Below are 23170 nucleotides of genomic sequence, written 5' to 3'. Positions count from 1 at the left end.
GGAAGGATGCCCGAAGCATCGGCATGGTGATGAGTACGGCCACCAAGAAGTACACGGTCACGCTGCCGGAGGAGATCGGCAGCGAGGTGGGCCCAGGGGCGTTCAGTGCGTATGTCACCCGCGTCATGGAGCGCCAACGCGAGCGTGACCGGCTGGGGGAGCTGGTGGCGTGAACGGAGAAGAAGCACGGCAGGTGACGGAGGTGGAACTGGCGGCGGCGGAGGCTGAGCGCCGCGAGATCGAGCGGTGGCTCGACTCCCAGGAGGCAGGCGTGAAGGCGCACAGGGACGCCGCCTGATGGCGGGCGTCAGCTACGTGCTGGACTGCGAGGCGCTTTCGAGGGCCGCACTTGGAGACGCGGTGATGAAGGCCAGGCTCAAGGACGCGCACCGGGCGAACCCCCGGGTCGTGACCAGCTCCATGCCTCTCATCAAGGCGCACCGCAGCAGGATCCGGCGATCGGAGTGGAGCGCTGTGCGGGAGGGCGCGCAGAGGGGCCCGAGCACCGCTCGGGCCCCTCTGCGCGTGCGGCTCAGCCGGCGTGGTTCTCGTCCTGCGGGGTGACCACGGTGTCCTGCGTGGTCACCGGGGTGTCGCCGGCGTGGTTCTCGGCCAGCGCCGGGGTGGCCGCGCCGAGGCCGAGGGCCACGGTGAACGCGGCGGCGACGAGCGTCTTCTTCGTGCGGGTCATTCCAACTCCTGTGATGGGAGCGAGCTTCCTTACGTGAAGTGACGCTAGTGAAAGGGGGGGGCGATGCCGGTACCCCTCTGGCGGGAAGCGGTCGAACGTTGGCGCGATTACGCTGATCGTATGCACGCCGACAGTACGACGGCCGCGACGGCTCCCCCTCCGCGCCGCCGCGGCCGCTCCCCCGTACCCCCGTCGATGTGCGGTATCAGCGCGGATCCGCCCCGGTCATGTGGCTGTCCATGGGCTTGATCTCGGGTTCGCCGGTCATGTGGCTGTCGAGCGGCTTGATCTTGGGCTCGCCGGTCATGTGGCTGTCGAGCGGCTTGATCGCGGGCTCGCCCGTCATGTGGCTGTCCGCGGGCTTGGTGTCACCCGTCGTGCCAGGCGTCGGCGCCTGAATCTTCTTGTCGTCACTCATGTCGTGAACTCCGTTGCTCGGTGCATGAATAGGCGGCGAAACCCGTCCAGCTGCTCCCCCGTGGGCTGCCGGACGGGCTGCTCAGAGCCGTTCACCTTAGTGCTCTGTTCCGACTGCCGACTCGTCTGCCCCCCGACGCGACGCATCGACAGGTACGAGAGTGTCAGTGGGCGATAAACGAATGATGAACGCTCGTCAGCTCCTGCGAGGGGCAGAGGAAGGACCGAGCAGATGCTTGACGGCCTCGGCTTCAGGGGCTTTCAGCTGATCGAAGACCGAAAGGGCCTCCTGCCAGCACACCTTGGCACGATCTGCCTGTCCGATGCCCTGAAGAGCCTTCCCCAGCACGGTCAGCACGTTGGCGCGACGCCACTCACCGCCTACGTGCAGCAACACCGTCAGTGCCTGCTCGGCGAGGCCGGCGGCCTGGGCGGACCGCCCCGCGTCGAGATGGACCTCGGCCAGACGGAAGAGAGTCATGCCTTCCCACAGCCTCTGCCGGCTGTCCCTGAAGACGGAGAGCGCTTCGGACAGCCGGTCCTGGGCTTCGTCCTGCCGACCGGCCCGGGCCAGTGCGAGGCCCAGGGCGTAGCGACCGTTGGCCAGCCGCAGCGTGAGCCCCATGCGGTTGTAGAGGGCGACGCCCTCGCTGGCGAGCTCCACCGCACTCGTCGTGTGCCCTATGGCCAGATGGACCCGGGACAGGTTGCACAGGGCGCTTGCTTCGCCCGGCTGATTGGCGTCGGCCCGGAACGCTGCGATGGTCTGCTGAAGAAGGGCCTCGGCCTCGTCGAGCCGGTTGCGGTATCCGGCGATGATTCCCAGTTCGTTCGGGGCGTTGCAGTGGGTCCACACATCGTCGGTCGACGGAGCGAGCTGCATGGCCCTGCGCGCTTCGTCGTCGGCCTGGTCGAACCGGCCGGCGGTGCTGTGCACCTGTGCGAGCGTCGTCCGTGCCCGGGCCTCGGAGCGGGGGTCCCCCGCAGACGCCGCGGCATCCCTCACTGCCGTGGCCACCGACTCGAACTGGCGGGAGTTGGCCCCCGACTCCGCGAGGTCCTTGGAGGCCAGGAGCAGATCCACGCTGCGGCGGATGGTTCCGGCAGCGGCTGACTGCTGGGCGCATGCCAGGAGGGGATTGGCCTCGGAGTAGAGCCAGTCCAGCGCATGCTCATGCTTGGTGAACGAAAGCCCCTTGTATCCGGTGGGCTCCAGATGACTGACCGTGCGATCCCCCGGCCGCTCCAGCGCGTACACCCCCGCCGCCGTCGCCAGGTAGAAGTCCAGCAGCCGCGACAGCGCCGACTCCCGCTCCTCCAGGGGCTCTTCGCCCCGCTCCGCGCAGGAACGCGCGTAGAGGCGCACCAGGTCGTGGAAGCGGTAGCGGCCGGGGGCCGCGGACTCCAGGAGGCTGGTGTCGACCAGGGCCTCCAGGAGGTCCTCCGCGGCGTGCACGTCCAGGTTCAGCACGGCGGCCGCGGCGGCCAGGGAGATGTCGGGGCCGTCCGCCAGGCCCAGCAGGCGGAAGGCGCGGGCCTGGGCGGGCTCCAGCTGGCCGTAGCCGAGTTCGAAGGTGGCCTTCACCGCGAGGTCGCCGGCCTGGAGCTCGTCCAGGCGGCGGCGTTCGTCGGCGAGTTTGGCGGCCAGGACGGAGACCGTCCAGGTGCGGCGGGCGGCCAGGCGGGAGGCGGCGATGCGGATGGCCAGGGGGAGGAAACCGCAGGCGGCGACCACGTCGAGGGCGGCCTCGCGCTCGGAGTTGATCCGCTCCTCGCCCACGATGCGGGTGAAGAGCTGGAGCGCCTCCTCGGGGGACATCACGTCCAGGTCGACGAGGTGGGCGCCGGCCAGGTCGACCATGCGGACGCGGCTGGTGACCAGGGCCGCGCAGCCAGCGGTGCCGGGGAGGAGGGGGCGGATCTGGGCCGCGTCGTGGGCGTTGTCGAGAAGGACCAGTATGCGGCGGCCGTCCAGCGTGGACCGGTACAGCGCGGCGCGCTCGTCCAGGGAGTCGGGGATCGCCGAGTCCGCCGTGCCCAGGGCGCGCAGGAACGCGCCGAGGACCGTCTCAGGCTCCGCCGCCCGTGCGCCCGCGCCCTGGAGGTCCACGTACAGCTGGCCGTCCGGGAAGTGCTGGCGAGCCTGGTGGGCGACGTGCACGGCGAGGGTGGTCTTGCCGACGCCGCCGATGCCGGCCAGTGCCGAGACGGCCATCACCGAACCCTCGGCGGTCGCCAGCCGGTCGCCCAGTTCGCGTACGAAGGAGGCGCGGCCGGTGAAGTCCGGGACGGTGGCCGGAAGCTGGGCGGGTCGCAACGGGGCCGGGGCGGGAGCCGGTTCGTCCGCGGGGCGGGCGAGTTCCTCGTCGGCCTGCAGGATGCGCTGCTGGAGCTGGGCGAGCGCGGGACGCGGGTCGACGCCCAGTTCGTCGGCGAGCAGCCTGCGGGTGTCGGCGTAGACGGCCAGCGCCTCGGCCTGGCGGCCACTGCGGTACAGGGCGACCATCAGGAGCTCGCGCAGCCGCTCCCGCAGCGGGTGCGCGGCCGTGAGCGCGGTCAGCTCGGAGACCGCCTCCGCGTGGCAGCCGACCTCAAGGTCCAGGTCCAGCCGGGTCTCGGTGAGCTGGAGGCGCCACTCCTCCAGACGGGTGCGCTGGTTCTCGGCGTACGGTCCGGGCACGGAGGCCAGTGCCTCGCCGTCCCACAGCCCGAGCGCCTTCCCGAGCAGGGCTCGGGCCTGGCCGCGGTCGCCGGAGGCACGGGCCTTGTCCGCGTCGGCCGCCAGCCCCTGGGCCACCGTCACGTCGAGGGCGTCGGGGCCGGTCCGGATCGCGTACCCGCCGGCGTCGCTGACCAGCGTCTGCGGGTCGAGGACCTTGCGGAGCCGGGAGGCGTACGTACGTATGGTGGCGAGCGCCTGGGAGGGCGGCTCGTCGCCCCAGATGGCGTCGATGAGCTCCGAGGCGGTGGCCGTGCGGCCGCCGCGCAGCAGGAGTGCCGCCAGCAGGGCGCGCTGCTGCGGCGAACCGGACGAGAGGGCTTCGCCGTCCCGCCAGGCCCGCACCGGGCCGAGCACGGAGAAGCGCAGATCGATGCCGCCCGCCGACCGCTGTTGTGGAGCCCGTTGCTCCGGAACACGCACGTGTGGCCCGCTGTCACGGTCCATTGCTGCCCCCTGCCCTGCTCGCCCCGCCTGCGCTGCCCATCGTGCTTGATGCTGTCCGCCTGGATTGCCCGTCCATGTGCCGGTCCGGGGCGGGTGGATCCGGATTGCTCGGTACCGCTGGTATCGCGCTCAACAGTCTGCCTTGTCTTGGGTGGCACGTCAGCAGTGGGTGACGCTCTGCACAAGGCCTCGACAACGATTACCGAACGGGGTCGGGTCCGGGTAGCTGACGGTTCGTCAGATCAGCGCTACCGTGGTACGCATGGAGACCTTCCCGAAGATCATCTCGGTGGACGACCACACGGTGGAGCCCGCTCATGTCTGGCGGGACCGGCTCCCGTCCAAGTACCTCGACCGCGGCCCGCGGATCGTCCGCGCACCGCTCAAGGAAATGACCTTCATGGGCGGGAAGTTCGCGCCCGTGATGGGCGCGAAGGGCGACGACGGGCCGATCGGCGACTGGTGGGTGTACGAGGATCTGCACCGCCCGCTCACCCGGCTCGACACCGCGGTCGGCTACGACCGGGACGAGATCAAGCTGGAGATCATCACCTACGAGCAGATGCGTCCGGGTTCGTTCTCGGTCCCCGACCGGCTCGCCGACATGGACGTCAACCACGTCCAGTCCGCGCTCTGCTTCCCCACCTTCCCGCGCTTCTGCGGTCAGACCTTCACCGAAGCGAAGGACCGCGAACTGGGGCTGCTCGGAGTGCGCGCGTACAACGACTGGATGGTCGAGGAGTGGTGCGGGCCCGAGGCGCACGGCCGGCTCATCCCGCTCACCCTGATCCCGCTCTGGGACGCGGAGCTGGCCGCGGCCGAGGTCCGGCGCAACGCGGCGCGCGGCGTGCGCGCGGTGGCGTTCTCCGAGATACCCCCGCACCTCGGACTGCCGTCGATTCACACGGACGAGTGGGATCCCTTCCTGCAAGCCTGTGACGAGACCGGGACGGTGATCGCGATGCACATCGGCTCGTCCTCGAAGATGCCGTCCACCTCGGCGGACGCCCCGCCCGCCGTCGGCTCCACCATCACCTTCGCCAACTGCTGCTTCTCGATGGTCGACTGGCTGATGAGCGGAAAGTTCGAAAGGTTCCCGAACCTCAGGATCATGTACGCGGAGGGACAGATCGGCTGGATCCCGTACATCCTGGAACGCGCAGACGTGGTCTGGGAGGAGAACCGGGCCTGGGGCGGCGTCGCCGACAAGGTCCACCGCCCGCCGTCGGAGCTGTTCGCCGACCATGTCTACGGCTGCTTCTTCGACGACGCCTTCGGGCTGAAGAACCTGGACTCGATCGGTGTGGGGAACGTCCTGTACGAGACGGACTACCCGCACTCCGACTCCACCTGGCCCAAGTCGCGCGAGGTCGGCGAGGCGCAGATGGGGCATCTGGACGCCGATGTGGTGGACCGGATCGTGCGCCGCAACGCGATCGACCTGCTGGGACTGACGGACGACGGGCTGTGGGCGGGGCCCGGCGGCGGGCACTAGGGGTGGAGAAGAACGTGACACTTCGGGTGCCGAGTGTCACGTTCTTTTCCTGCTACGGGTGTCCGGAGCGGGTCAGACCTTGATGACCGGCTCCTGAAGCTCCGTCACCCACTGGTCCCGGTCCTCGGGGCACTCCAGGTTGATCTCCCGGGTGTACCCCGCGGACCGGTAGCCGTTGGCGTCGATCCAACGGGCCAGGGTCTGGGACGTCGACAGGACGCCGTCCATCGAACCCCGGTGGACGATGGTCGCCGCCTCGAACGGGGGCAGCTCGACCACCGTGATCCCGGTGCCGCCCAGCGGGCCCACCGGCGCGGAAACCGTGACCCCCGCGTGGACGACGACCGCGCCGCCGCCCTCCGGGGCGTCCTCGTAGTACGCGATCCCGGGACCGCTCGGAGCGACGCCCGCCTCTCCCAGCAGCGGGAACAGCCGCTCGTACAACGGAACGATCACCGGAGTGATGTCCTCCGGCTCGTAGCCGGACGCGGTGCCGGTCAGCTCGGCGACCCGTACCGCGGCAACACTTTTGACGACGACATCGTCCACGGACATGCTTCCCTCGCTCTCGATCGACCGGAGCCTCGCCTCGATCTGCGTCAGCCGTGCGGCCGCCGCCCTCATGGCCTCCTCCAACTCCGCCCGGCGCAGCCGCAGCATCCCGCGCAGCTCCTCCGGCCCCACCTGCTCGTCGAGGATGGCCCGCACCTGCTGGAGCGTGAAGCCGAGATCCTTCAGAGCGATGACGCGGTTGAGGCGGGCGAGCTGGGCGGCGCCGTAGAAGCGGTAGCCGGTGGCGGGGTCGGTGCGGTCGGGGCGCAGCAGCCCGATGGCGTCGTAGTGACGCAGCATCCGGGTCGACACCCGTCCGTACCTGGCGAAGTCTCCGATGGTGAACATGATGTGTCCCAGCCCACCGCTTCACACGGTGTCAAGGTCAAGCGCCGCCGCCCGGGGCCCGGCACCGGAAGGAGAAGAAGGCGAACGGGAAGGTGAAGGAGAAGGGAGAGGGAATGGGGAAGAGAAAGGGATGGGAAAAGGCAGGAGCCCCGTTCCCCGCCGAAGCGGAGGAGCGGGGCTCCTTGGGTACTACTAGCCGGCCGCGATCGGCCGACCCGGGCAACTAGGCCGGGGTGACGTTCTCAGCCTGCGGACCCTTGGGTCCCTGAGTGACGTCGAAGTTCACGACCTGGTTCTCCTCGAGGGAGCGGAACCCGGACGCGTTGATCGCGGAGTAGTGGACGAAGACATCCGGGCCGCCGCCGTCCTGGGCGATGAAGCCGAAGCCCTTTTCAGCGTTGAACCACTTGACGGTTCCGGTAGCCATAAGCCCTCCTTGGGCCAAAGGGTTGCCCTGCTCCAGAACCTGCAAAGAAGTCTGAAAACTACAAAAGCCTGCGGGTTACATGCTCCGCAGGCTCTGTACTGCAAGGGAAACCAAACTGCAACTTGCGTCGAGCCTAGCACGCAGCGTGTATCGAAGGGTAGAGGGAAAGATCACTTCACTCGGATGTTTGATTGCGGTGCTCATGAGCTGACGAAGTGGGGCTGCGGGAGGGGGTCGCGGGGGTGACTTCCGGGGGTACGGAGGGGGTCTCCGGAGCTCCGTAGGGCGCTGTCGGGAGTGAGGTCGGGTGCGCCCCGCGCCCCCGGTGCCGTCCGGATCGCGCCACGGGTCTAGCCTCGCGATGTGGACAATTCAATCGTCTCAACCGTCGCAGGCGACGACCGTCGCAGCAGGCCGCGCGTCGGCCACATCCAGTTCCTGAACTGCCTTCCCCTGTACTGGGGGCTGGCACGTACCGGGACCCTGCTCGACCTGGAGCTCTCGAAGGACACCCCGGAGAAGCTCAGCGAGCAGCTGATCAGGGGCGATCTGGACATCGGCCCCGTCACGCTGGTCGAGTACCTGCGCAACGCCGACGACCTGGTCGCATTCCCCGACATCGCGGTGGGCTGCGACGGGCCCGTCATGTCGTGCGTGATCGTGTCCCAGGTGCCGCTGGACCAGCTCGACCGGGCCCGGGTGGCCCTCGGCTCGACCTCGCGCACCTCCGTCCGCCTCGCCCAACTGCTGCTCGCCGAGCGGTACGGGGTCAGCCCGGACTACTACACCTGCCCGCCGGACCTCGGCCTGATGATGCAGGAGGCGGACGCCGCCGTGCTGATCGGCGACGCCGCGCTGCGCGCCAACCTGCACGACGCGCCCCGGCTCGGCCTCCAGGTCCACGACCTGGGTCAGATGTGGAAGGAATGGACCGGGCTGCCGTTCGTCTTCGCGATCTGGGCGGCCCGCAAGGACTACCTGGCGGCCGAACCCGACCGGGTGGGCAAGGTGCACGAGGCGTTCCTGGCCTCGCGGGACCTCTCCCTGGAAGAGGTCACCAAGGTCGCGGAGCAGGCGGCGCGCTGGGAGGCCTTCGACTCGGAGGTGCTGGAGCGTTACTTCACGACCCTGGACTTCCGCTTCGGCCCGGACCAGTTGGCGGGTGTGCAGGAGTTCGCGCGCCGGGTCGGCCCGACGACCGGCTTCCCGGCGGACGTGAAGGTCGAGCTGCTCGGCGGCTGAGGCGGACCGGAAGCGGGGCGCGGCGCGGGGGCGCGGGTACGGGAGTGCGGAGCGCGGGGCGTGCGCCGCGCGCGGGAATGCCCGGGGTATAGGTGAATCCCGAACCTTTCGGGGTCGCTTATCCCTTCCCGTGGACTCTCCCGCCGCTTCTCCCTATGTCCTTCTGTCGGTACGGACTCGATTCGGGTTAATACGCGTCGAATAGCCGATTCCCGGACGGTGCCCGCCGAGCGTCCCGGCCGGTCCCGGAATCGCTCGGGTGAACGACGCATTCACGCCTTTTGTTGTGTCGAAAGCAGTTGTTCGTTCCCTTAGGGGTGAATTAGGCGGATGGTTTCCTCTGTGACCTGATGACCTTCGCCCCCTAGGCTTCGGTCGGAGGTCAGGCCGGTCCACAGGGGGAGTGTCCATATGCAGCCGCTGGAAGCCGGCGAACCGCTGACCATCGGTGCCTACCGATTGCTCGGCAGGCTCGGTGCGGGCGGTATGGGCCGGGTCTATCTGGGGCGCAGCGCGGGCGGACGCACCGTCGCGGTCAAGGTCGTGCACCCCCATTTCGCGCTGGACGAGCAGTTCCGCGCGCGCTTCCGGCGCGAGGTGGACGCGGCCCGGCGGATCGGTGCGCAGTGGACGGCCCCGGTGCTGGACGCAGACCCGGACGCGCCCATTCCGTGGGTCGCCACCGGCTACGTGGCCGGCCCCCCGCTCTCCGCCGCGGTCGCCGAGCACGGCCCGCTGCCCGAGAACGCGGTGCGGACGCTGGGCGCCGGGCTCGGGGAGGCGTTGGCGGCGGTGCACGGGCAGGGCCTCATCCACCGTGATGTGAAGCCGTCCAACGTACTGCTGGCCCTGGACGGCCCCCGGCTGATCGACTTCGGCATCGCCCACGCCATCGGCGCCACCGCCTCGCTCACCTCCACCGGGGTCTCGGTCGGCTCGCCCGGCTACATGGCGCCGGAGCAGATCCGGGGCGTCGACATCTCGGGCGCCGCCGATGTCTTCTCGCTCGGCGCGGTTCTCGCGTACGCGGCGACCGGCACCGCCCCCTTCCTCGGCGACTCCTCCGCCGTACTCCTCTACAAGGTGGTGCACGAGGAGCCCGAACTGGGGGAGTTGGAGGGGGACCTGCGGGAGGTCATCGCCGGGTGCCTGGAGAAGGAGCCCGAGGACCGGCCCACGCCCGTGGAACTGGCCCGGCGGCTGGCGCCGGGCGGGGCCGCCGCGCTGGTGGCGGCCGGCTGGCTGCCCGGACCGCTCGTGCGCGAGGTCAGCCGGGCGGCGGTCGCGCTGCTGGACCTGGAGCCGCAGGACGCGCCGGTGCAGTCGGGGCCGGTGCCGTTCAGCGGCGCGGCGTGGGGTGAGGGCGGCGCCGACGGCATGAACGGGGCGAACGGGGTCGGGAGTGTGGGCGGCGGGTTCGGTTCGCCGGCCGAGCCCTTCCCCACGCACGACCCGACCCGGCTGTCCCATCCGGGCGTACTGCCCTCGTGGCCCGCGGGCACGGCCGGGTCGGCCGGCGCGGCGGGGGCCCCCGGACCGTCGCCGCGGACCGGTGACCCCGGGCTGCCCGGCCAACGCACGGCCGACCCCCGTTTCTCCGTCACCGTCAGCGCGGACTCCTCCCCGGCCCGGCCGGACGCGAACCGTGGCCGGCGGCTCAGCTGCACCGTCGCCCTCGCGGTGGCGGGTGCGCTCGCCGCCGTGACCGTGGGCAGCGCCTTCCTCTTCGACCTGATGCCGGGCGGCAGCGGCGGGAACAACGCCGAGCACGGCAACGTCGGCAGCACCCCGCCCGCCGCCACCCCGCCCGCCGCCACCCCGTCGCAGCCGACGGACTCGGGCACGGGGAGCCCGGAGCAGATCACCGGACTCCCCAAGGAGTTCATCGGCACCTGGCAGGGCCCGGTCACCGAGAAGACCACCGGGCAGCCGCACGGCACGCTCACCGCCGTCTTCACCGCGGGGAAGAAGGGCACGGACGTGGTCCGGATGAACACCGAGGTCACCAGCCTCGGCGTCACCGTCAGCTGCAACAGCGTCGCCAGCCTCACCTCCGGCACCGCCGAGGAGCTGACGCTCCACGAGCGCGTCGACCCGGACCGCCCCAGCACCCCGGCCCTGTGCACCTCCACCACCACCGACGTCCACTTCACCCTGGCCGCCGACGGCACCCTGCGTTTCCGGTCCGAGGAACGGGACGCGGGCCTGCCGTACGGAACGCTGAGCCGGTCCGGCGGCTGACCCCGCAAGGGGCTGGCGTACGCTGAACCGGTCCGTAGATCCGTTGAAAAACCGCCGAAAGGTGACAGCCCGGTGACCGAGAAGGCCGACCTCCAGCCCATCCTCGACCGAGCCGCCGAGGGCGGTCGGATCTCCCCGGAGGAGGCGCTCGACCTCTACCGCTCGGCGCCGCTGCACGCGCTGGGCGCGGCCGCCGACGCCGTACGCCGCCGCCGTTACGCCGGTACGGAGCACATCGCGACGTACATCATCGAGCGCAACATCAACTACACGAACGTCTGTGTCACGGCCTGCAAGTTCTGCGCCTTCTACGCCGCGCCGAAGGACACCGCCAAGGGCTGGTCCCGCGACCTCGACGACATCCTGCGCCGTTGCGCGGAGACCGTCGAACTCGGCGGCACGCAGATCATGTTCCAGGGCGGCCACCACCCGGACTACGGCGTCGAGTACTACGAGGAGCACTTCTCCGCGATCAAGAAGGCGTTCCCGCAGCTGGTCATCCACTCGCTGGGCGCCTCCGAGGTCGAGCACATGGCCAGGATCTCCAAGGTCTCCGTCGAGGAGGCCATCCAGCGCATCCACGCCGCCGGCCTCGACTCCTTCGCGGGGGCCGGCGCCGAGCTGCTGCCGGCCCGGCCGCGCACCGCGATCGCCCCGCTCAAGGAGTCCGGCGAGCGCTGGCTGGAGATCATGGAGATCGCCCACCGCCTCGGTGTCGAGTCCACCTCCACCATGCTGATGGGCACCGGCGAGACCAACGCCGAGCGCATCGAGCACCTGCGGATGATCCGCGACGTACAGGACCGGACGGGCGGCTTCCGCGCGTTCATCCCGTACACGTACCAGCCGGAGAACAACAAGCTGAAGGGCCAGACGCAGGCCACGCTCTTCGAGTACCTGCGGATGATCGCCATCGCCCGGATCTTCCTCGACAACGTCGCCCACATCCAGGGCTCCTGGCTGACCACCGGCAAGGAGGTCGGCCAGCTCTCGCTGCACTACGGCGCCGACGACCTCGGCTCGATCATGCTGGAGGAGAACGTCGTCTCCTCGGCGGGTGCCAAGCACCGCTCCAACCGCCTGGAGATCATCGACCTGATCCGCAAGGCGGACCGGGTGCCGGCCCAGCGCGCCACCACGTACGAGCACCTCGTCGTCCACGACGACCCGGCGAACGACCCGGTCGACGAGCGCGTCGTCTCGCACATCTCGTCCACGGCGATCGAGGGCGGCACGGCCCACCCGGAGCTGAAGCTCCTCAACGCCAACTGAGCCCGCCTTGCTGACGGTTCACGCCGCCGACGCGGTGCACGGCGCCCCCGACGGGGCGGACTCCGTGGCCGTGGACGGCGGCGTGGTCGTCGCCGTCGGCGCGTACGGGGAGCTGACCGCCGCCCGTCCGCAGGCCCGGGTCCGGCGGTGGTCCGGGCTGATCACCCCCGGGCTGCTGAACGCGGCGGCCCCGGCGCTGCTGGAGGCCGCCTACCACCCGGACCCGCGCGAGGCCGACGAGCTGGGCACCGAACCGCTCACCGGCGACGCGCTCACCGCACTCGGCATGGACGACGCCCGTTGGGGCGCGAGTGCCCGGCGCGGCCTGCAACGGATGCTGCGGCACGGCACGACCGCCGTCCGGGGCCCGTTCACCCGCCCCGCCGTGCGCACCGCGGTCGCCCGCTCGGGCCTTCGCGTCCACGCCCCCGGCCCGGTGCCGGGACGACACGTGTCGCTCGACCCGCTGGCCGCGGTGGCGGAGCCGGGCGAGGCGTTCGCGACGGCGCTGACCGTCGGCGGGCCCGCGGACCTGGCGGTGTTCGGGGTGGCGGACCTGGCGGCGCTGCGGGCCGAGGGCGCGGGGAGCTGCGTGGCGACGGTGCTCGGCGGCCGGCTGGTCTTCCGCCGCAGCTGACACGTACGCGCGGCGGCCGGCTCACGGCACCTGGGGGCCGCCCAGATAGCGGCCCTTCGCGTCGTACGGCCAGGCGTTGGCGACGCACCCCTTCAGCCCGTGGATCTGCTGCATCATCGCGGGGGCGGGGCGGCCCTTGCCCGGACAGGTCTCGTGGCCGTGGCCCAGCCAGTGGCCGACCTCGTGGTTGATGATCAGGGCCCGGTATTCGGCGAGCGGGCCGTGGAACTCGGGCGATCCCCGCTGCCAGCGCTTGAGGTTGACCATGACGTCGGCGCCGACCCGGCAGTTGACCTCGCCGTGGGTGTCGAGGCCGCCCTTCCGGCAGATCGCGTCGGTGGTCGCGGGGGTGGCGATCCGGACGACGAGTCCGGCCGGTCCTTCGGAGACCCGGCGGAAGGTGCGCTCGCCGTGGTGCGACCAGCCCCGTGGCGCGGCGAGGACGCGGGCGATCTCGGCGGCGGCCCGGTCCGGATCGACGCCCGAACCGTCCTCGACCTCGACCCGGTACGCCAGACCTCTGTCCCCGCCACCGCTCCCGCCGGTGTCCTGGGCGCGGGCGACGGTGAACTTCCCGGTGCCCGGCGAACTCCCGGCCGCGGACGGCGCGGACGGCTGCTCCTCGGCGCCGGTGCTCCACCGGGGCCCCAGCACGACGGCGGCGCAGATCAGCGCCGCCGGAACGACCACGGCGGCGGACAGGCGTCCTCGGCGGCCCTCGGGCCCTGCACCTCGTGCGGACATCTGGGCTCCCCGTTATCTTTTTCGCGGTCCTGCAAGAGGGCCGCTGGCCTCCGGGCCCGGCATGACTGTGTCCCCCTGTCGACGGGATGACCTGGGGGGTGGTGTCACCGAGTCCGGGGGTGTTCGTCGGAGACGCTGATCAGAGGTCCGGCCACCGCCCGGTCCGGCGCAACGCCGGACGGTTCGCGGGCGGCAGGTCTGCATAACGTGGATGCGCGAGCACGACACCCGAGCCGAGGCCGGCACCGCCAACACCCCCGAAAGGGCACGATGTTCGAGATCGAAGACGTGGGTGTGTTCCTCGGCCTGGACGTCGGAAAGTCCGCTCACCACGGCCACGGGCTGACCCCAGCCGGGAAGAAGGTCTTCGACAAGCCGCTGCCCAACAGCGAGCCGAAGCTGCGGGCCGTGTTCGAGAAGCTGACCGCGAAGTTCGGCACCGTCCTGGTCATCGTGGACCAGCCCGCCTCCATCGGCGCCCTGCCGTTGACCGTCGCCCGCGACGCCGGCTGCCGCGTCGCCTACCTGCCCGGCCTGGCCATGCGCCGGATCGCCGACCTCTACCCCGGCGAGGCCAAGACCGACGCGAAGGACGCGGCCGTGATCGCGGACGCCGCACGGACGATGCCGCACACCCTGCGCTCGCTGGAACTCACCGACGAGATCACCGCAGAGCTGACCGTGCTGACCGGCTTCGACCAGGACCTCGCCGCCGAGGCCACCCGCACCTCCAACCGGATACGCGGCCTGCTCACCCAGTTCCACCCCAGCCTGGAACGCGTCCTCGGCCCCCGCCTCGACCACCAGGCCGTGACCTGGCTGCTGGAACGCTACGGATCCCCGGCCGCCCTGCGCAAAGCCGGACGCCGCAGACTCGTGGAGCTGATCCGCCCGAAGGCCCCGCGCATGGCCACCCGGCTGATCGACGAGGTCTTCGACGCCCTGGACGAGCAGACCGTCGTCGTCCCCGGGACCGGCACCCTGGACATCGTGATCCCTTCCCTGGCCGGCCAGCTCACCGCCGTCCACACCCAGCGCCGGGCGATGGAAGCCCAGATCAACAGCCTGCTGGAGGCCCACCCTCTTTCCAAGGTCCTGACGTCGATGCCCGGCGTCGGTGTCAGGACCGCCGCAGTCCTGCTGGTCACCGTCGGCGACGGCACCAGCTTCCCGAGCGCCGCCCACCTGGCCTCCTACGCCGGACTCGCCCCGACCACGAAGTCGTCGGGCACCTCGATCCACGGCGAACACGCGCCCCGAGGCGGCAACCGCCAGCTCAAACGCGCCATGTTCCTCTCCGCCTTCGCCTGCATGAACGCCGACCCCGCCTCCCGCACCTACTACGACAAGCAACGCGCCCGCGGCAAAACCCACACCCAGGCCCTCCTCCGCCTCGCCCGCCAACGCATCAGCGTTCTGTTCGCCATGCTCCGCGACGGCACCTTCTACGAGTCACGAGTCCCCGAAACAGCTACCGCATGACCGGCCTCGGACTTGCGTAGCTGAACCAAACGGCCTCACAGGCAGTCGCATCCTGTGGAGTAGAGCAGCAGGAAGAGGGCCGTCATGGCGGTCACGGTGAACCCGACAGCGGTCAGGGCGGCGAGGCCCCGACGGCGCCCCTTCGCGGGGGTGCGGAAGGTCTGCCAGGCGCCGTGGGCGAGGAGGAGACTGAGCAGCCCAGCCCCCGCGATGGTGAAGCGCGGGCTGAGGGACCAGCTCAGGTAGGCGATCAGAGCCAGGCAGCCGAGCAGGGCACAGGCGAGCAGGCTGAGGATCACCTCGGCGACGGCTTCTCCCACCGTCTCGACCAGGAACTCGCCGACGCCTTTCGCTGCCCTGCGGACCCCCATGACGCTCCTCCCCCTTGCGTCGATGGCCCCGAGCGGGGCCTGGTATGGAGGACCCCCGCCGAGCCGGAATGGTTGCCGGGGTGCTCAAGAGTCGCCGACTGCGGCACACGGTCACACCTTGACGAAGGACATAGAGGCACCCCCCTGGATCCCGGCGGCTCGGTGCCCCCACTTGTACTGACCACCGATTGAACCGATTGGTTCAGTCCACTCGGGTAACGACTCGCGACCGGCGCGGAGCGGCGCGGACCGGGCTGCTTGAATGGACGGGTGACCCGAGCATCCCTGGACAAGCAGCCGCACGAAGTCGCCTCGATGTTCGACGGCGTGGCGGCCAACTACGACCTCACCAACGATGTGCTGTCGCTCGGCCAGGCCCGGCTGTGGCGCAAGGAGGTCGCGAAGGCGGTGCACGCCCGGCCCGCGGAGAAGATCCTCGACCTGGCCGCGGGCACGGCGACATCCTCGCTGCCGTTCGCCGCGACCGGCGCGTACGTCGTGCCGTGCGACTTCTCCCTCGGCATGCTCCAGGAGGGCAAGAAGCGCAACTCCTGGCTGCCCTTCACCGCGGGCGACGCCACCCGGCTGCCGTTCCGCGACGAGAGCTTCGACGCGGTGACGATCTCCTTCGGTCTGCGCAACGTCCAGGACACGGACGCGGCGCTGCGCGAGCTGTACCGGGTGACCAAGCCGGGCGGCCGGGTGGTGATCTGCGAGTTCTCGCAGCCGACCTGGGCGCCGTTCCGCACGGTCTACACCGAGTACCTGATGCGGGCGCTGCCGCCGGTCGCGCGTGCGGTGTCGTCCAACCCCGACGCGTACGTCTACCTCGCCGAGTCCATCCGCGCCTGGCCCGACCAGCCCGGACTCGCGGCCGCGCTCCAGCGGGCCGGCTGGTCGAAGGTCGCCTGGCGCAACCTCACCGGCGGCGTGGTGGCGCTGCACCGGGGCGTGCGCCCCTGAGGCAACGGTTCGGCGACTTCCGCCGACGGGAACCGGGCGGTGGGGAAGATGTGTCCGTTGAAACACACATGTCTTCCCCGACATCGTCGTCCCCCTCCCCCTCCCCCTCCCCGTTCCCGTTGCCGGAGTCCGCATGCCGCTGTACTGCCCCTTCTGTGGAACACCGGCCCCGGACGGGGCGCGCTTCTGTATGAAGTGCGGGCGCGAGCGCCCGACAGTTGCCGAAACGGCACCGGCTGCCCCGCCCTCGATGCCGGACGCACCGCCCCGGCCCGAACCGTTCGGACCGCCGTCCCACCAGCCTCCGTCCCACCAGCCGCCGCCCCACCAGCCCCCGCCGCCCGGTCACACGCCGCTGCAGGCCGCTCCGCCGCCGCCGGGTCCGGCGGTCCCCTCGCCCCTCGGCGCGTTCTTCGGCCGGACCTTCCGGGGCGACTGGGCAGCTTCGGTGAAGGCGGCGGCCTGGCCCACCGGACTGATCCTGGCCCTCGCGGTGGCGCTCGCCATCCCCTCGTACGGGCAGGGCGACGATGTCGTCGTCGGCTGGGGCGACCGGCTGCGGATCGCGCTGGCGATGCTGCTCCAGGCGTTCGGCGGCGGCTTCGAGCTGCGGCCCACCGGCCCGGCCGGCGGCGGCAGCGGCAGCGATTTCGAGGCCGGGTGGTACGACCTCGAACACGGCATGTCGCAGGGCGGCGCCTCGCTCTCCGTGGTCCCGCTGACCGTCACCGTGCTGTGGGTGGGCGCGCTGATCCTGGGCGCCCGCAGGGCCCGTGCGCAGGGCGGCGGTCTTGAGGCGGCGGTACGGATCGGCCTGGTGGCCTCCGCCGCCGTTTTGGTCCTCGGGCTGTTCGCCCAGCCCGATGTCGCGGGTGTGTCGATCTCGTCCGCGCCGCTCCTGGCCATGCTCGGGGCGCTGGTCATCTCGCTGCTCGTCACGGGCGGCGTACTCCAGCGCGACGCCGCCGCACAGTGGCTGGCCGTGCGCCCGGTGGCGCTCACCACGGTCCGGGCGGTGGGGACGGCGGTACGGGTACTGGGCGCCGTACTCCTGCTCTGCGGCCTGATCGGGTACATCGCGTACGCCAACATCGACGACGTGGACGGCACGGCCATGCTGATCGCGCTGCCGCTGCTGCCGAACATCGGCCTGGCGGTGCTCGGGCTGAGCTGGGGAGCCTCGTTCGAGTACGACATCCGCGGGCAGATGAGCTTCTTGGGCACGGGCATGGAGCACGGCAGCGTCGGGCTGTCCGAACTGGGCGAGGCAGTGAACGGCTGGGCGGTGACCGGCGCGGTGGCCACCGGCGTCGTCTCCGCGCTGACCATCGGGATCTGGGCCGCGCGCCGCTCGGCGGACCGGCGTGAACAGGCCATCGCGGGCGCGCTGTTCCTGGCGTTGTACCTGGTACTGAGCGGCATCGGCGGGGTGTCCGCGGAGTTCGCGGGCGGCTTCCAGGACATGGGTGGTCAGGGCACGGCGGAGCTGGCGACGAGTGTGTCGGAGGCTCTGCTGTTCGGGCTGCTGTGGGTGGGCGGCGCGGTGCTCGTGGCGCCGCACCTGCTGCGGCTGACGGGGCGGGCCGCGCCGGTCGCGCCGCAGGCGCCGATGCCGACGCCGGTGTCGATGCCGGCGCCGCTGCTGCCCGGCGTGGCTCCGGACAACCCGACCACGGTGGTCCCGGCGATGCCGACCTCGACCCCGACTCCGGCTCCGACTCCGTACGACCCTTCCGCCCCGGCGGACGCGATCGCGGCTCCGGCTCCGACTGCGCACGACCCGCAGACCGTCGGGCTCTCCGCCGCGCCCGCCATGCCGACCGCGCCCACCGCGCCGGATCCGTACGACCCGCAGACCGTCGCGCTCTCCTCCGCACCCGCCGCGCCGACCGCGCCCACCACCCCCACGCCCGTGGTCTCGCCCGCCTCCCCGCCCGCCTCCCGCAAGCGCGCCGCCCTCATCTGGACCGGCACCCTCGTCGCGGCGCTGCTCGTCGGCGGCGGCGCGACGGCGGGAGTGCTGGCCCTGACGGACGGCGGGGGCGGGGGCGGGGCCGGAACCGTCGAGGACGACAGGCCCACCACCCAGGCCCGGAGCAGTCAGTCACCCTCGGCCGAGCCGTCGCAGCAGCAGACCCCCTCCGACGGCCCGACCCCCACCGTCTCCGCCGTCTCCGCGACCCCCGACGCGACCCCCTCCGCCCCCACGATCCCCGAAGGCTTCCGGCTCGTCTCCGACACCGCCGGGTTCTCCTTCGCCGTCCCCACGGTCTGGGACCGGCGGAGCGAGAAGAACAACCAGATCACCTACGCGGGTTCCACCGGACGGGCCGAGCTCAAGGTCGGCGTCATCCACAACGCCCCGTACACCTCGTACGACAACTTCATGACGCTGGAGCGGACCGCCGACGCCAACCAGAAGAACTACCGCCGCATCGGGCTGACGGCCAACACCTTCCAGGGGCGCCCCGGCGCGATCTGGGAGTACACCTACGAGGACCGGGAGAGCGGCGAGACGATCCACGCGATCGACCAGAGCTACATCGCGGACGACGGCACCGAGTACGCCATCTACACCACCGAACGCGACACCGAATGGCCCGACGCCCGGCGGATCTTCGACACCGCCCTGTCCACCTGGATGCTCAACGACATCGACTGACGCCCGAGTTCCGGCGCCGGGGTCACAGGGCCAGCCGGAAGCAGACCACTTCCCGGCCCGTCCCCGGCGTCGTGAAGCTCTCCGCCCGCTCCATCCCCAGCCGCCGGGCCACGGCTATGGACCGTTCGTTCCCCGCGTCGATCGTCGCCACCACCCGCTCCACCCCGGCCGCGCGAAGCCGCTCCAGCGTGAGGCGCGCGGCGGCGGTGGCGTAACCCCGGCCCCACGTCGACCGGGCCAGCCGCCAGCCGATCTCGGTCTCGCCGACCGGCCCGTAATCGGTGCGCGGCCACGGCTGGGCGCCCGTGAAGCCGGCCACCTCGCCGTCCTCGCCCAGCACCGTCCACAGGCAGTAGCCGAGTTCGGCGTCGAGCCGGCGCTGCCGGGCGGTCCACTCCTCGTACATCGAGAGCTCCTCCGACGCACCGCCGAAGAACTCCATCACCTCCGGATCGTCGAACGCGCGATGCCAGGAGAGCGTGTCCTCGTCGGTCGGGACGCGCAGCCGTACGGAGGGAGCACCGGGAAGCACGGTCGACATCTGGGAGCCCTTCGGAAAGTTGATCAGCGGACCCCCATAGACTGCATGGGACAGGTGCCGCGCGGCACGTGATTTCGAGTCTTCGGGAGATCCGACCGTGACCGAGCAGCCCCTCTCCGAACACAGCGCGGATGTGATCGTCGTCGGGGCAGGCCCGGCCGGCTCCACGACGGCGTACTACCTGGCCAAGGCCGGACTGGACGTCCTGCTCCTGGAGAAGACGGCGTTCCCCCGCGAGAAGGTCTGCGGCGACGGCCTCACCCCGCGCGCCACCAAGCAGCTCGTCTCCATGGGCATCGACATCTCCGAAGAGGCCGGTTGGCTGCGCAACAAGGGCCTGCGCATCATCGGCGGCGGCGTCCGCCTCCAGCTGGACTGGCCCGACCTCGCCTCGTACCCGGACTACGGACTGGTCCGCAAGCGCGACGACTTCGACGAGCAGCTGGCCCGCCAGGCGCAGAAGGCGGGCGCGCGGCTGTACGAGCGCTGCAATGTCGGTGCCCCGATCGTCGACGACCGCACCGGCCGCATCACCGGCGTCAACGCGAAGCTCGGCGAGGAGAAGACCCCGGTCACCTTCCACGCCCCGCTCGTCGTCGCCGCCGACGGCAACTCCACCCGGCTGTCGCTCGCCATGGGCCTGCACCGCCGCGAGGACCGCCCGATGGGCGTGGCCGTCCGTACGTACTTCACCTCGCCCCGCCACGACGACGACTACCTGGAGTCCTGGCTGGAGCTGTGGGACCGGCGCGGCCCCCAGGACCGCCTGCTGCCCGGCTACGGCTGGATCTTCGGCATGGGCGACGGCACGTCCAACGTCGGCCTCGGCATCCTCAACTCCTCCTCCGCGTTCAAGGAGCTGGACTGGCGCGAGGTCCTCAAGGCGTGGTGCGCCTCGATGCCGGAGGACTGGGGCTACACCCCCGAGAACATGACGACGCCGATCCGCGGCGCCGCCCTCCCGATGGCCTTCAACCGCCAGCCGCACTACACCAAGGGCCTGCTGCTCGTCGGTGACGCGGGCGGCATGGTCAACCCGTTCAACGGCGAAGGCATCGCGTACGCCATGGAGTCGGGCCAGATCGCCGCGGACGTCATCGTCCAGGCCCACGCCCGCGCGACCCCCGCCCAGCGCGAACTGGCCCTGAACAACTACCCGAAGGTGCTCAAGGAGACCTACGGCGGCTACTACACGATGGGCCGCGCCTTCGTGAAGCTGATCGGCAACCCGAAGGTCATGAAGGTTGCCACCCAGCGCGGCCTGACGCACCCGCTGCTGATGAAGTTCACCCTGAAGATGCTCGCCAACCTCACCGACCCCACGGGCGGCGACGCGATGGACCGCATCATCAACGGGCTCTCGAAGGTGGCCCCGAAGGCCTGATCCTCCGCGACGGCCACCCGGGCCCGCGGTCGCCTTCCTGCTCCCGATCGACGTCACCGGCGCGGTGCCGGCCTGTGGTCCTGGTTCACTGAGTGGTGTTCGACCAGGACATGGAAAGGCCCGGGGCTGCAGCGATGGTGTATCGGCATACGGAACGTACGAGGCGGAACGCCCAGGAGAAGGAGGAGGCATTCCTGCGCGCGGCGCACGACCTGGTGGCCCGCCACGGCTTCGCCGGGGCGAAAGTGACCGCGGTGGCCGGTGCGTGCGGAGCGAGTGCCGGCTCCCTCTACTCGTACTTCGGCAGCCGGGACGAACTGCTCGCCCGGGTCTTCCGGCGTGCTGCCGACCGTGAACTGGCCGCTGTACGCGCCGCGGTGTCCGAAGCCCCTGCCACTGCGCCGGCGCGTCTGGACGCGCTCGTCAGTACCTTCACGCGGCGGGCCCTGCTGGGGCGCCGACTGGCGTGGTCATTGCTCTTCGAGCCGGTCTCCCCGTTGGTCGAGGAGGAGCGGCTCCGCTACCGGCGGGAGTATGTCGCGCTGGGGGAGAGCGTCATCGGCGAGGGCGTCGCGGCGAAGCTGTTCGCACAGCAGAACGCCTACGTCGCGGCCTCGGCGGCGATCGGTGCCATCGCCGAAGCCCTGATCGGGCGGCTCTCGCCGGTCGTCTCCGGCGGGACGGGGACGGATCTTCCGGATGGTCAGCTGGTGGCAGAAATCCGCAACTTCTGCTTCCGGGCGCTGGGTTCCGCGCCGAGCGGACCGTCCACACCTGCTTCGGAGGATCATTGCTCCGCTCCTGCATCTTCCGTAACATGAATTGAACGATGCTTCATGGCTTGATCTGGACGTGGCGGGCAGATGCAACACGGGGAACAGGTAGACATGCTCAAGCGCCTTCTCGCGCTGCGCGAGACGCGCCGCGACGAGAAGATGCTCGATGAGGTCGTCAGACTTCCGGTCAGCAAGTACACGGACGAGGGGCTCCTGGAGCAGGAGATCGCCTTGGCCTTCTCCCAGTACCCGCTGATCGCGGGTCACGCGTCGACGCTGGCCGAACCCGGGGCCTACCTGACCAGTGACTGGGACCAGTTCCCGTACTTCGTCGTCAGGGGCGAGGACGGCCGGGTCCGCGCCTTCTACAACCAGTGCCGCCACCGCGGCGCCCGGCTGGCCGAGGCGCCCGCCGGCACGGTGAAGAACTTCGTCTGCCCCTTCCACGGCTGGGTCTACGGACTCGACGGCGCCCTGAAGGGCATCACCCGGGCACACGACTTCCCGGGCGTGAACCCGTGCGACTACGGGCTGGTGGAACTGCCGGCCACGGAGGCCGGTGGCCTGATCTGGGTCGGCCGGACGCCCGGGGCGGAGCTCGACATCCCCGGCTTCCTGGGGACGTTCTTCGAGGACCTCGTGAACTTCGACGTGGCCTCACTGATCCAGTACAAGAAGACGAAGGTCGTCAAGGAAGCCAACTGGAAGCTGCTGATCAAGACGTACCTGGAGGGCTACCACGTCCCCTACCTCCACCGGGAGACGCTCGCGGCCGCCTTCAAGAGGGGCGTGATCGCCCACGACAGCGACGGGCCGCACATCCGGCTGTCCGCGGCGCGCACCAACATTGGTGAGACCGCCCTCAAGCCGGAGGAGGAGTGGCGCATCCTCGACTACGCCTCCGTGTACTACACGCTCTTCCCCAACACCTTCTTCATCCTGCATCCCGACTACGTGTCCATCAACACGTTCTGGCCGCTGAGCCCCGACCGGACGATCTGGACCCACGAGATGCTCTACCGGGCCGAGGACTTCGCCGGTTCCGCCGGGCAGAGTTCCCTGGAGAAGCGGTTCCGGTTCACCAACGACACCGTGTTCGACCAGGAGGACTTCGCCATCGCCGAGGACGTGCAACGCCACCTCCTCCACGGCGGCAGCGATCACCACGTCCTGGGACTCGCGGAGGGCCTGCTCGCGATATTCCAGAACAACATAGATGAGCGGCTCAGCGGTCCGGGCGAGACCGCCGACACTTCGGCCACCACCCGCGCGACGACAGGACAGCACTCATGACCACGGACCTCAGCGATTTCGCGCACGGCATCTTCAAGGCCCAGCCCTTCAGCATGTTCCTGGGCGCCGAACTCACCTCGGTAGGGCCCGGCTCGGCCGAGATCCGCATCTCCAACCGGCCCGAGATCCAGCAGCAGCACGGCTTCGTGCACGGAGGAGTCCTCAGCTATCTGGCGGACAACGCGCTGACGTTCGCGGGAGGACTCGCCCTGGGAGGCGATGCGCTCACCGCCGAATACAAGATCAACTACATCAAGCCGGCGGTCGGCGACGTCGTCATCGCCCGCGCGCAGGCAACGGCCACCACCCGGCGGCAGGCCGTGTGCCAGTGCTCCATCTACGTTGCGTCCCCGGAGGGGGACGAGCGCCTGGTCGCCGTGGCGCAAGGGACGATCGTGACGGCGGGCGAGCGCCCGGCGCAGGAGGACTGACGGCGGACGGCCGCCCATCGCCGTCTCCCCGGCCC

22 protein-coding genes and 1 pseudogene are annotated in these 23170 nt (G+C 70.7%); 15 read left to right on the top strand and 8 right to left on the bottom strand.

Annotated features, from left to right (window positions below):
• The first annotated feature begins 29 nt into the window (after positions 1–29).
• Entirely contained in the window at positions 30–173 is a 144-nt protein-coding gene (locus OG842_RS45220) for a hypothetical protein (RefSeq protein WP_443063986.1), read from the top strand.
• Entirely contained in the window at positions 170–298 is a 129-nt protein-coding gene (locus OG842_RS45215; RefSeq protein ID WP_443063985.1) for a hypothetical protein, read from the top strand. The genes OG842_RS45220 and OG842_RS45215 overlap by 4 nt, the downstream gene beginning before the upstream one ends.
• Positions 299–532: 234 nt before the next feature.
• On the opposite strand, the gene OG842_RS16835 is transcribed toward OG842_RS45215, so the two are convergent.
• The 3 genes from OG842_RS16835 to OG842_RS16825 form a co-directional block, all read right to left on the bottom strand.
• Positions 533–691, bottom strand: a complete 159-nt coding sequence (locus OG842_RS16835; RefSeq protein WP_266730546.1) for a hypothetical protein — start codon at positions 689–691, stop codon at positions 533–535.
• Between the two features lie 205 nt (positions 692–896).
• Entirely contained in the window at positions 897–1109 is a 213-nt protein-coding gene (locus tag OG842_RS16830) for a hypothetical protein (protein ID WP_266730544.1), read from the bottom strand.
• A gap of 195 nt (positions 1110–1304) precedes the next feature.
• Positions 1305–4274 (bottom strand): AfsR/SARP family transcriptional regulator, encoded by a 2970-nt coding sequence (locus OG842_RS16825; RefSeq protein WP_328512305.1) that lies wholly within the window; start codon positions 4272–4274, stop codon positions 1305–1307.
• Positions 4275–4536: 262 nt separating this feature from the next.
• Between OG842_RS16825 and OG842_RS16820 the strand changes: the two genes are divergently transcribed.
• The gene (locus OG842_RS16820) at positions 4537–5769 is read left to right on the top strand and encodes an amidohydrolase family protein (RefSeq protein ID WP_328512304.1); all 1233 of its coding nucleotides are present in this window, start codon (positions 4537–4539) and stop codon (positions 5767–5769) included.
• Positions 5770–5841: 72 nt separating this feature from the next.
• Here OG842_RS16820 and OG842_RS16815 read toward each other — a convergent pair whose 3' ends face one another.
• Together OG842_RS16815 and OG842_RS16810 are read right to left on the bottom strand one after the other, a co-directional pair.
• A complete protein-coding gene (locus OG842_RS16815) occupies positions 5842–6669 on the bottom strand; it encodes a MerR family transcriptional regulator (protein WP_328512303.1) in 828 nt (275 codons plus the stop codon).
• Between the two features lie 223 nt (positions 6670–6892).
• Positions 6893–7096 carry a cold-shock protein gene (locus OG842_RS16810; RefSeq protein WP_003967102.1) on the bottom strand — a complete coding sequence of 68 codons (204 nt, stop codon included), beginning with the start codon at positions 7094–7096 and terminating at the stop codon, positions 6893–6895.
• A gap of 363 nt (positions 7097–7459) precedes the next feature.
• Here OG842_RS16810 and OG842_RS16805 point away from each other — a divergent pair, with 363 nt between their 5' ends.
• From OG842_RS16805 to OG842_RS16790, 4 genes are all read left to right on the top strand, one after another.
• Entirely contained in the window at positions 7460–8338 is an 879-nt protein-coding gene (locus OG842_RS16805; RefSeq protein WP_266730537.1) for a menaquinone biosynthetic enzyme MqnA/MqnD family protein, read from the top strand.
• Between the two features lie 411 nt (positions 8339–8749).
• Positions 8750–10579, top strand: coding sequence for a serine/threonine-protein kinase (locus tag OG842_RS16800; protein WP_328512302.1), 1830 nt, complete (start codon positions 8750–8752; stop codon positions 10577–10579).
• A 72-nt stretch (positions 10580–10651) separates the two neighbouring features.
• Complete coding sequence (gene mqnC / locus OG842_RS16795) at positions 10652–11851, top strand: cyclic dehypoxanthinyl futalosine synthase (RefSeq protein ID WP_266730534.1); 1200 nt, start codon at positions 10652–10654, stop codon at positions 11849–11851.
• A 7-nt stretch (positions 11852–11858) separates the two neighbouring features.
• Positions 11859–12488 (top strand): hypothetical protein, encoded by a 630-nt coding sequence (locus OG842_RS16790; protein WP_266730532.1) that lies wholly within the window; start codon positions 11859–11861, stop codon positions 12486–12488.
• Between the two features lie 21 nt (positions 12489–12509).
• On the opposite strand, the gene OG842_RS16785 is transcribed toward OG842_RS16790, so the two are convergent.
• Positions 12510–13232, bottom strand: coding sequence for a DUF3152 domain-containing protein (locus OG842_RS16785; protein ID WP_328512301.1), 723 nt, complete (start codon positions 13230–13232; stop codon positions 12510–12512).
• Between the two features lie 270 nt (positions 13233–13502).
• Here OG842_RS16785 and OG842_RS16780 point away from each other — a divergent pair, with 270 nt between their 5' ends.
• Positions 13503–14714 (top strand): IS110 family transposase, encoded by a 1212-nt coding sequence (locus tag OG842_RS16780; RefSeq protein ID WP_266731358.1) that lies wholly within the window; start codon positions 13503–13505, stop codon positions 14712–14714.
• A 35-nt stretch (positions 14715–14749) separates the two neighbouring features.
• On the opposite strand, the gene OG842_RS16775 is transcribed toward OG842_RS16780, so the two are convergent.
• Complete coding sequence (locus OG842_RS16775) at positions 14750–15085, bottom strand: hypothetical protein (RefSeq protein ID WP_053639247.1); 336 nt, start codon at positions 15083–15085, stop codon at positions 14750–14752.
• A gap of 270 nt (positions 15086–15355) precedes the next feature.
• Between OG842_RS16775 and OG842_RS16770 the strand changes: the two genes are divergently transcribed.
• The 3 genes and pseudogenes from OG842_RS16770 to OG842_RS16765 all read left to right on the top strand — a co-directional run bounded on the left by OG842_RS16770 (position 15356) and on the right by OG842_RS16765 (position 18710).
• On the top strand, positions 15356–16048 hold the full coding sequence (locus tag OG842_RS16770; RefSeq protein WP_266730529.1) for a demethylmenaquinone methyltransferase: 693 nt from the start codon (positions 15356–15358) through the stop codon (positions 16046–16048).
• Positions 16049–16181: 133 nt separating this feature from the next.
• Positions 16182–16250: pseudogene (locus tag OG842_RS45210) on the top strand (zinc-ribbon domain-containing protein); the annotation flags it as partial.
• Positions 16251–16298: 48 nt separating this feature from the next.
• Complete coding sequence (locus tag OG842_RS16765) at positions 16299–18710, top strand: hypothetical protein (RefSeq protein ID WP_328512300.1); 2412 nt, start codon at positions 16299–16301, stop codon at positions 18708–18710.
• A 22-nt stretch (positions 18711–18732) separates the two neighbouring features.
• Here OG842_RS16765 and OG842_RS16760 read toward each other — a convergent pair whose 3' ends face one another.
• Positions 18733–19251, bottom strand: a complete 519-nt coding sequence (locus OG842_RS16760) for a GNAT family N-acetyltransferase (RefSeq protein WP_328512299.1) — start codon at positions 19249–19251, stop codon at positions 18733–18735.
• A gap of 97 nt (positions 19252–19348) precedes the next feature.
• Between OG842_RS16760 and OG842_RS16755 the strand changes: the two genes are divergently transcribed.
• The 4 genes from OG842_RS16755 to OG842_RS16740 all read left to right on the top strand — a co-directional run bounded on the left by OG842_RS16755 (position 19349) and on the right by OG842_RS16740 (position 23135).
• Entirely contained in the window at positions 19349–20635 is a 1287-nt protein-coding gene (locus OG842_RS16755) for a geranylgeranyl reductase family protein (protein WP_072485638.1), read from the top strand.
• Positions 20636–20769: 134 nt separating this feature from the next.
• Positions 20770–21456 (top strand): TetR/AcrR family transcriptional regulator, encoded by a 687-nt coding sequence (locus tag OG842_RS16750; RefSeq protein ID WP_328512298.1) that lies wholly within the window; start codon positions 20770–20772, stop codon positions 21454–21456.
• Between the two features lie 66 nt (positions 21457–21522).
• Entirely contained in the window at positions 21523–22704 is a 1182-nt protein-coding gene (locus tag OG842_RS16745) for an aromatic ring-hydroxylating oxygenase subunit alpha (RefSeq protein ID WP_328512297.1), read from the top strand.
• Positions 22701–23135, top strand: a complete 435-nt coding sequence (locus tag OG842_RS16740; protein WP_124717032.1) for a PaaI family thioesterase — start codon at positions 22701–22703, stop codon at positions 23133–23135. Before OG842_RS16745 ends, OG842_RS16740 begins: the two co-directional genes overlap by 4 nt.
• Positions 23136–23170: the final 35 nt, after the last annotated feature.

It is taken from the genome of Streptomyces sp. NBC_00376 (assembly GCF_036077095.1).
Classification (GTDB): Bacteria; Actinomycetota; Actinomycetes; order Streptomycetales; family Streptomycetaceae; genus Streptomyces.
Note: the sequence above shows the minus strand (reverse complement) of the source record. Positions and strands in the feature narration are given on the sequence as shown.

What these genes read in the sequence shown, in the direction of transcription:
- OG842_RS45220 (WP_443063986.1), top strand. Translation starts at nt 30, where the DNA reads ATGAGTACGGCCACCAAGAAGTACACGGTCACGCTGCCGGAGGAGATC.
- OG842_RS16835 (WP_266730546.1), bottom strand. Translation starts at nt 691, where the DNA reads ATGACCCGCACGAAGAAGACGCTCGTCGCCGCCGCGTTCACCGTGGCC.
- OG842_RS16830 (WP_266730544.1), bottom strand. Translation starts at nt 1,109, where the DNA reads ATGAGTGACGACAAGAAGATTCAGGCGCCGACGCCTGGCACGACGGGT.
- OG842_RS16825 (WP_328512305.1), bottom strand. Translation starts at nt 4,274, where the DNA reads ATGGACCGTGACAGCGGGCCACACGTGCGTGTTCCGGAGCAACGGGCT.
- OG842_RS16820 (WP_328512304.1), top strand. Translation starts at nt 4,537, where the DNA reads ATGGAGACCTTCCCGAAGATCATCTCGGTGGACGACCACACGGTGGAG.
- OG842_RS16815 (WP_328512303.1), bottom strand. Translation starts at nt 6,669, where the DNA reads ATGTTCACCATCGGAGACTTCGCCAGGTACGGACGGGTGTCGACCCGG.
- OG842_RS16810 (WP_003967102.1), bottom strand. Translation starts at nt 7,096, where the DNA reads ATGGCTACCGGAACCGTCAAGTGGTTCAACGCTGAAAAGGGCTTCGGC.
- OG842_RS16800 (WP_328512302.1), top strand. Translation starts at nt 8,750, where the DNA reads ATGCAGCCGCTGGAAGCCGGCGAACCGCTGACCATCGGTGCCTACCGA.
- OG842_RS16785 (WP_328512301.1), bottom strand. Translation starts at nt 13,232, where the DNA reads ATGTCCGCACGAGGTGCAGGGCCCGAGGGCCGCCGAGGACGCCTGTCC.
- OG842_RS16780 (WP_266731358.1), top strand. Translation starts at nt 13,503, where the DNA reads ATGTTCGAGATCGAAGACGTGGGTGTGTTCCTCGGCCTGGACGTCGGA.
- OG842_RS16775 (WP_053639247.1), bottom strand. Translation starts at nt 15,085, where the DNA reads ATGGGGGTCCGCAGGGCAGCGAAAGGCGTCGGCGAGTTCCTGGTCGAG.
- OG842_RS16765 (WP_328512300.1), top strand. Translation starts at nt 16,299, where the DNA reads ATGCCGGACGCACCGCCCCGGCCCGAACCGTTCGGACCGCCGTCCCAC.
- OG842_RS16760 (WP_328512299.1), bottom strand. Translation starts at nt 19,251, where the DNA reads ATGTCGACCGTGCTTCCCGGTGCTCCCTCCGTACGGCTGCGCGTCCCG.
- OG842_RS16750 (WP_328512298.1), top strand. Translation starts at nt 20,770, where the DNA reads ATGGTGTATCGGCATACGGAACGTACGAGGCGGAACGCCCAGGAGAAG.
- OG842_RS16745 (WP_328512297.1), top strand. Translation starts at nt 21,523, where the DNA reads ATGCTCAAGCGCCTTCTCGCGCTGCGCGAGACGCGCCGCGACGAGAAG.
- OG842_RS16740 (WP_124717032.1), top strand. Translation starts at nt 22,701, where the DNA reads ATGACCACGGACCTCAGCGATTTCGCGCACGGCATCTTCAAGGCCCAG.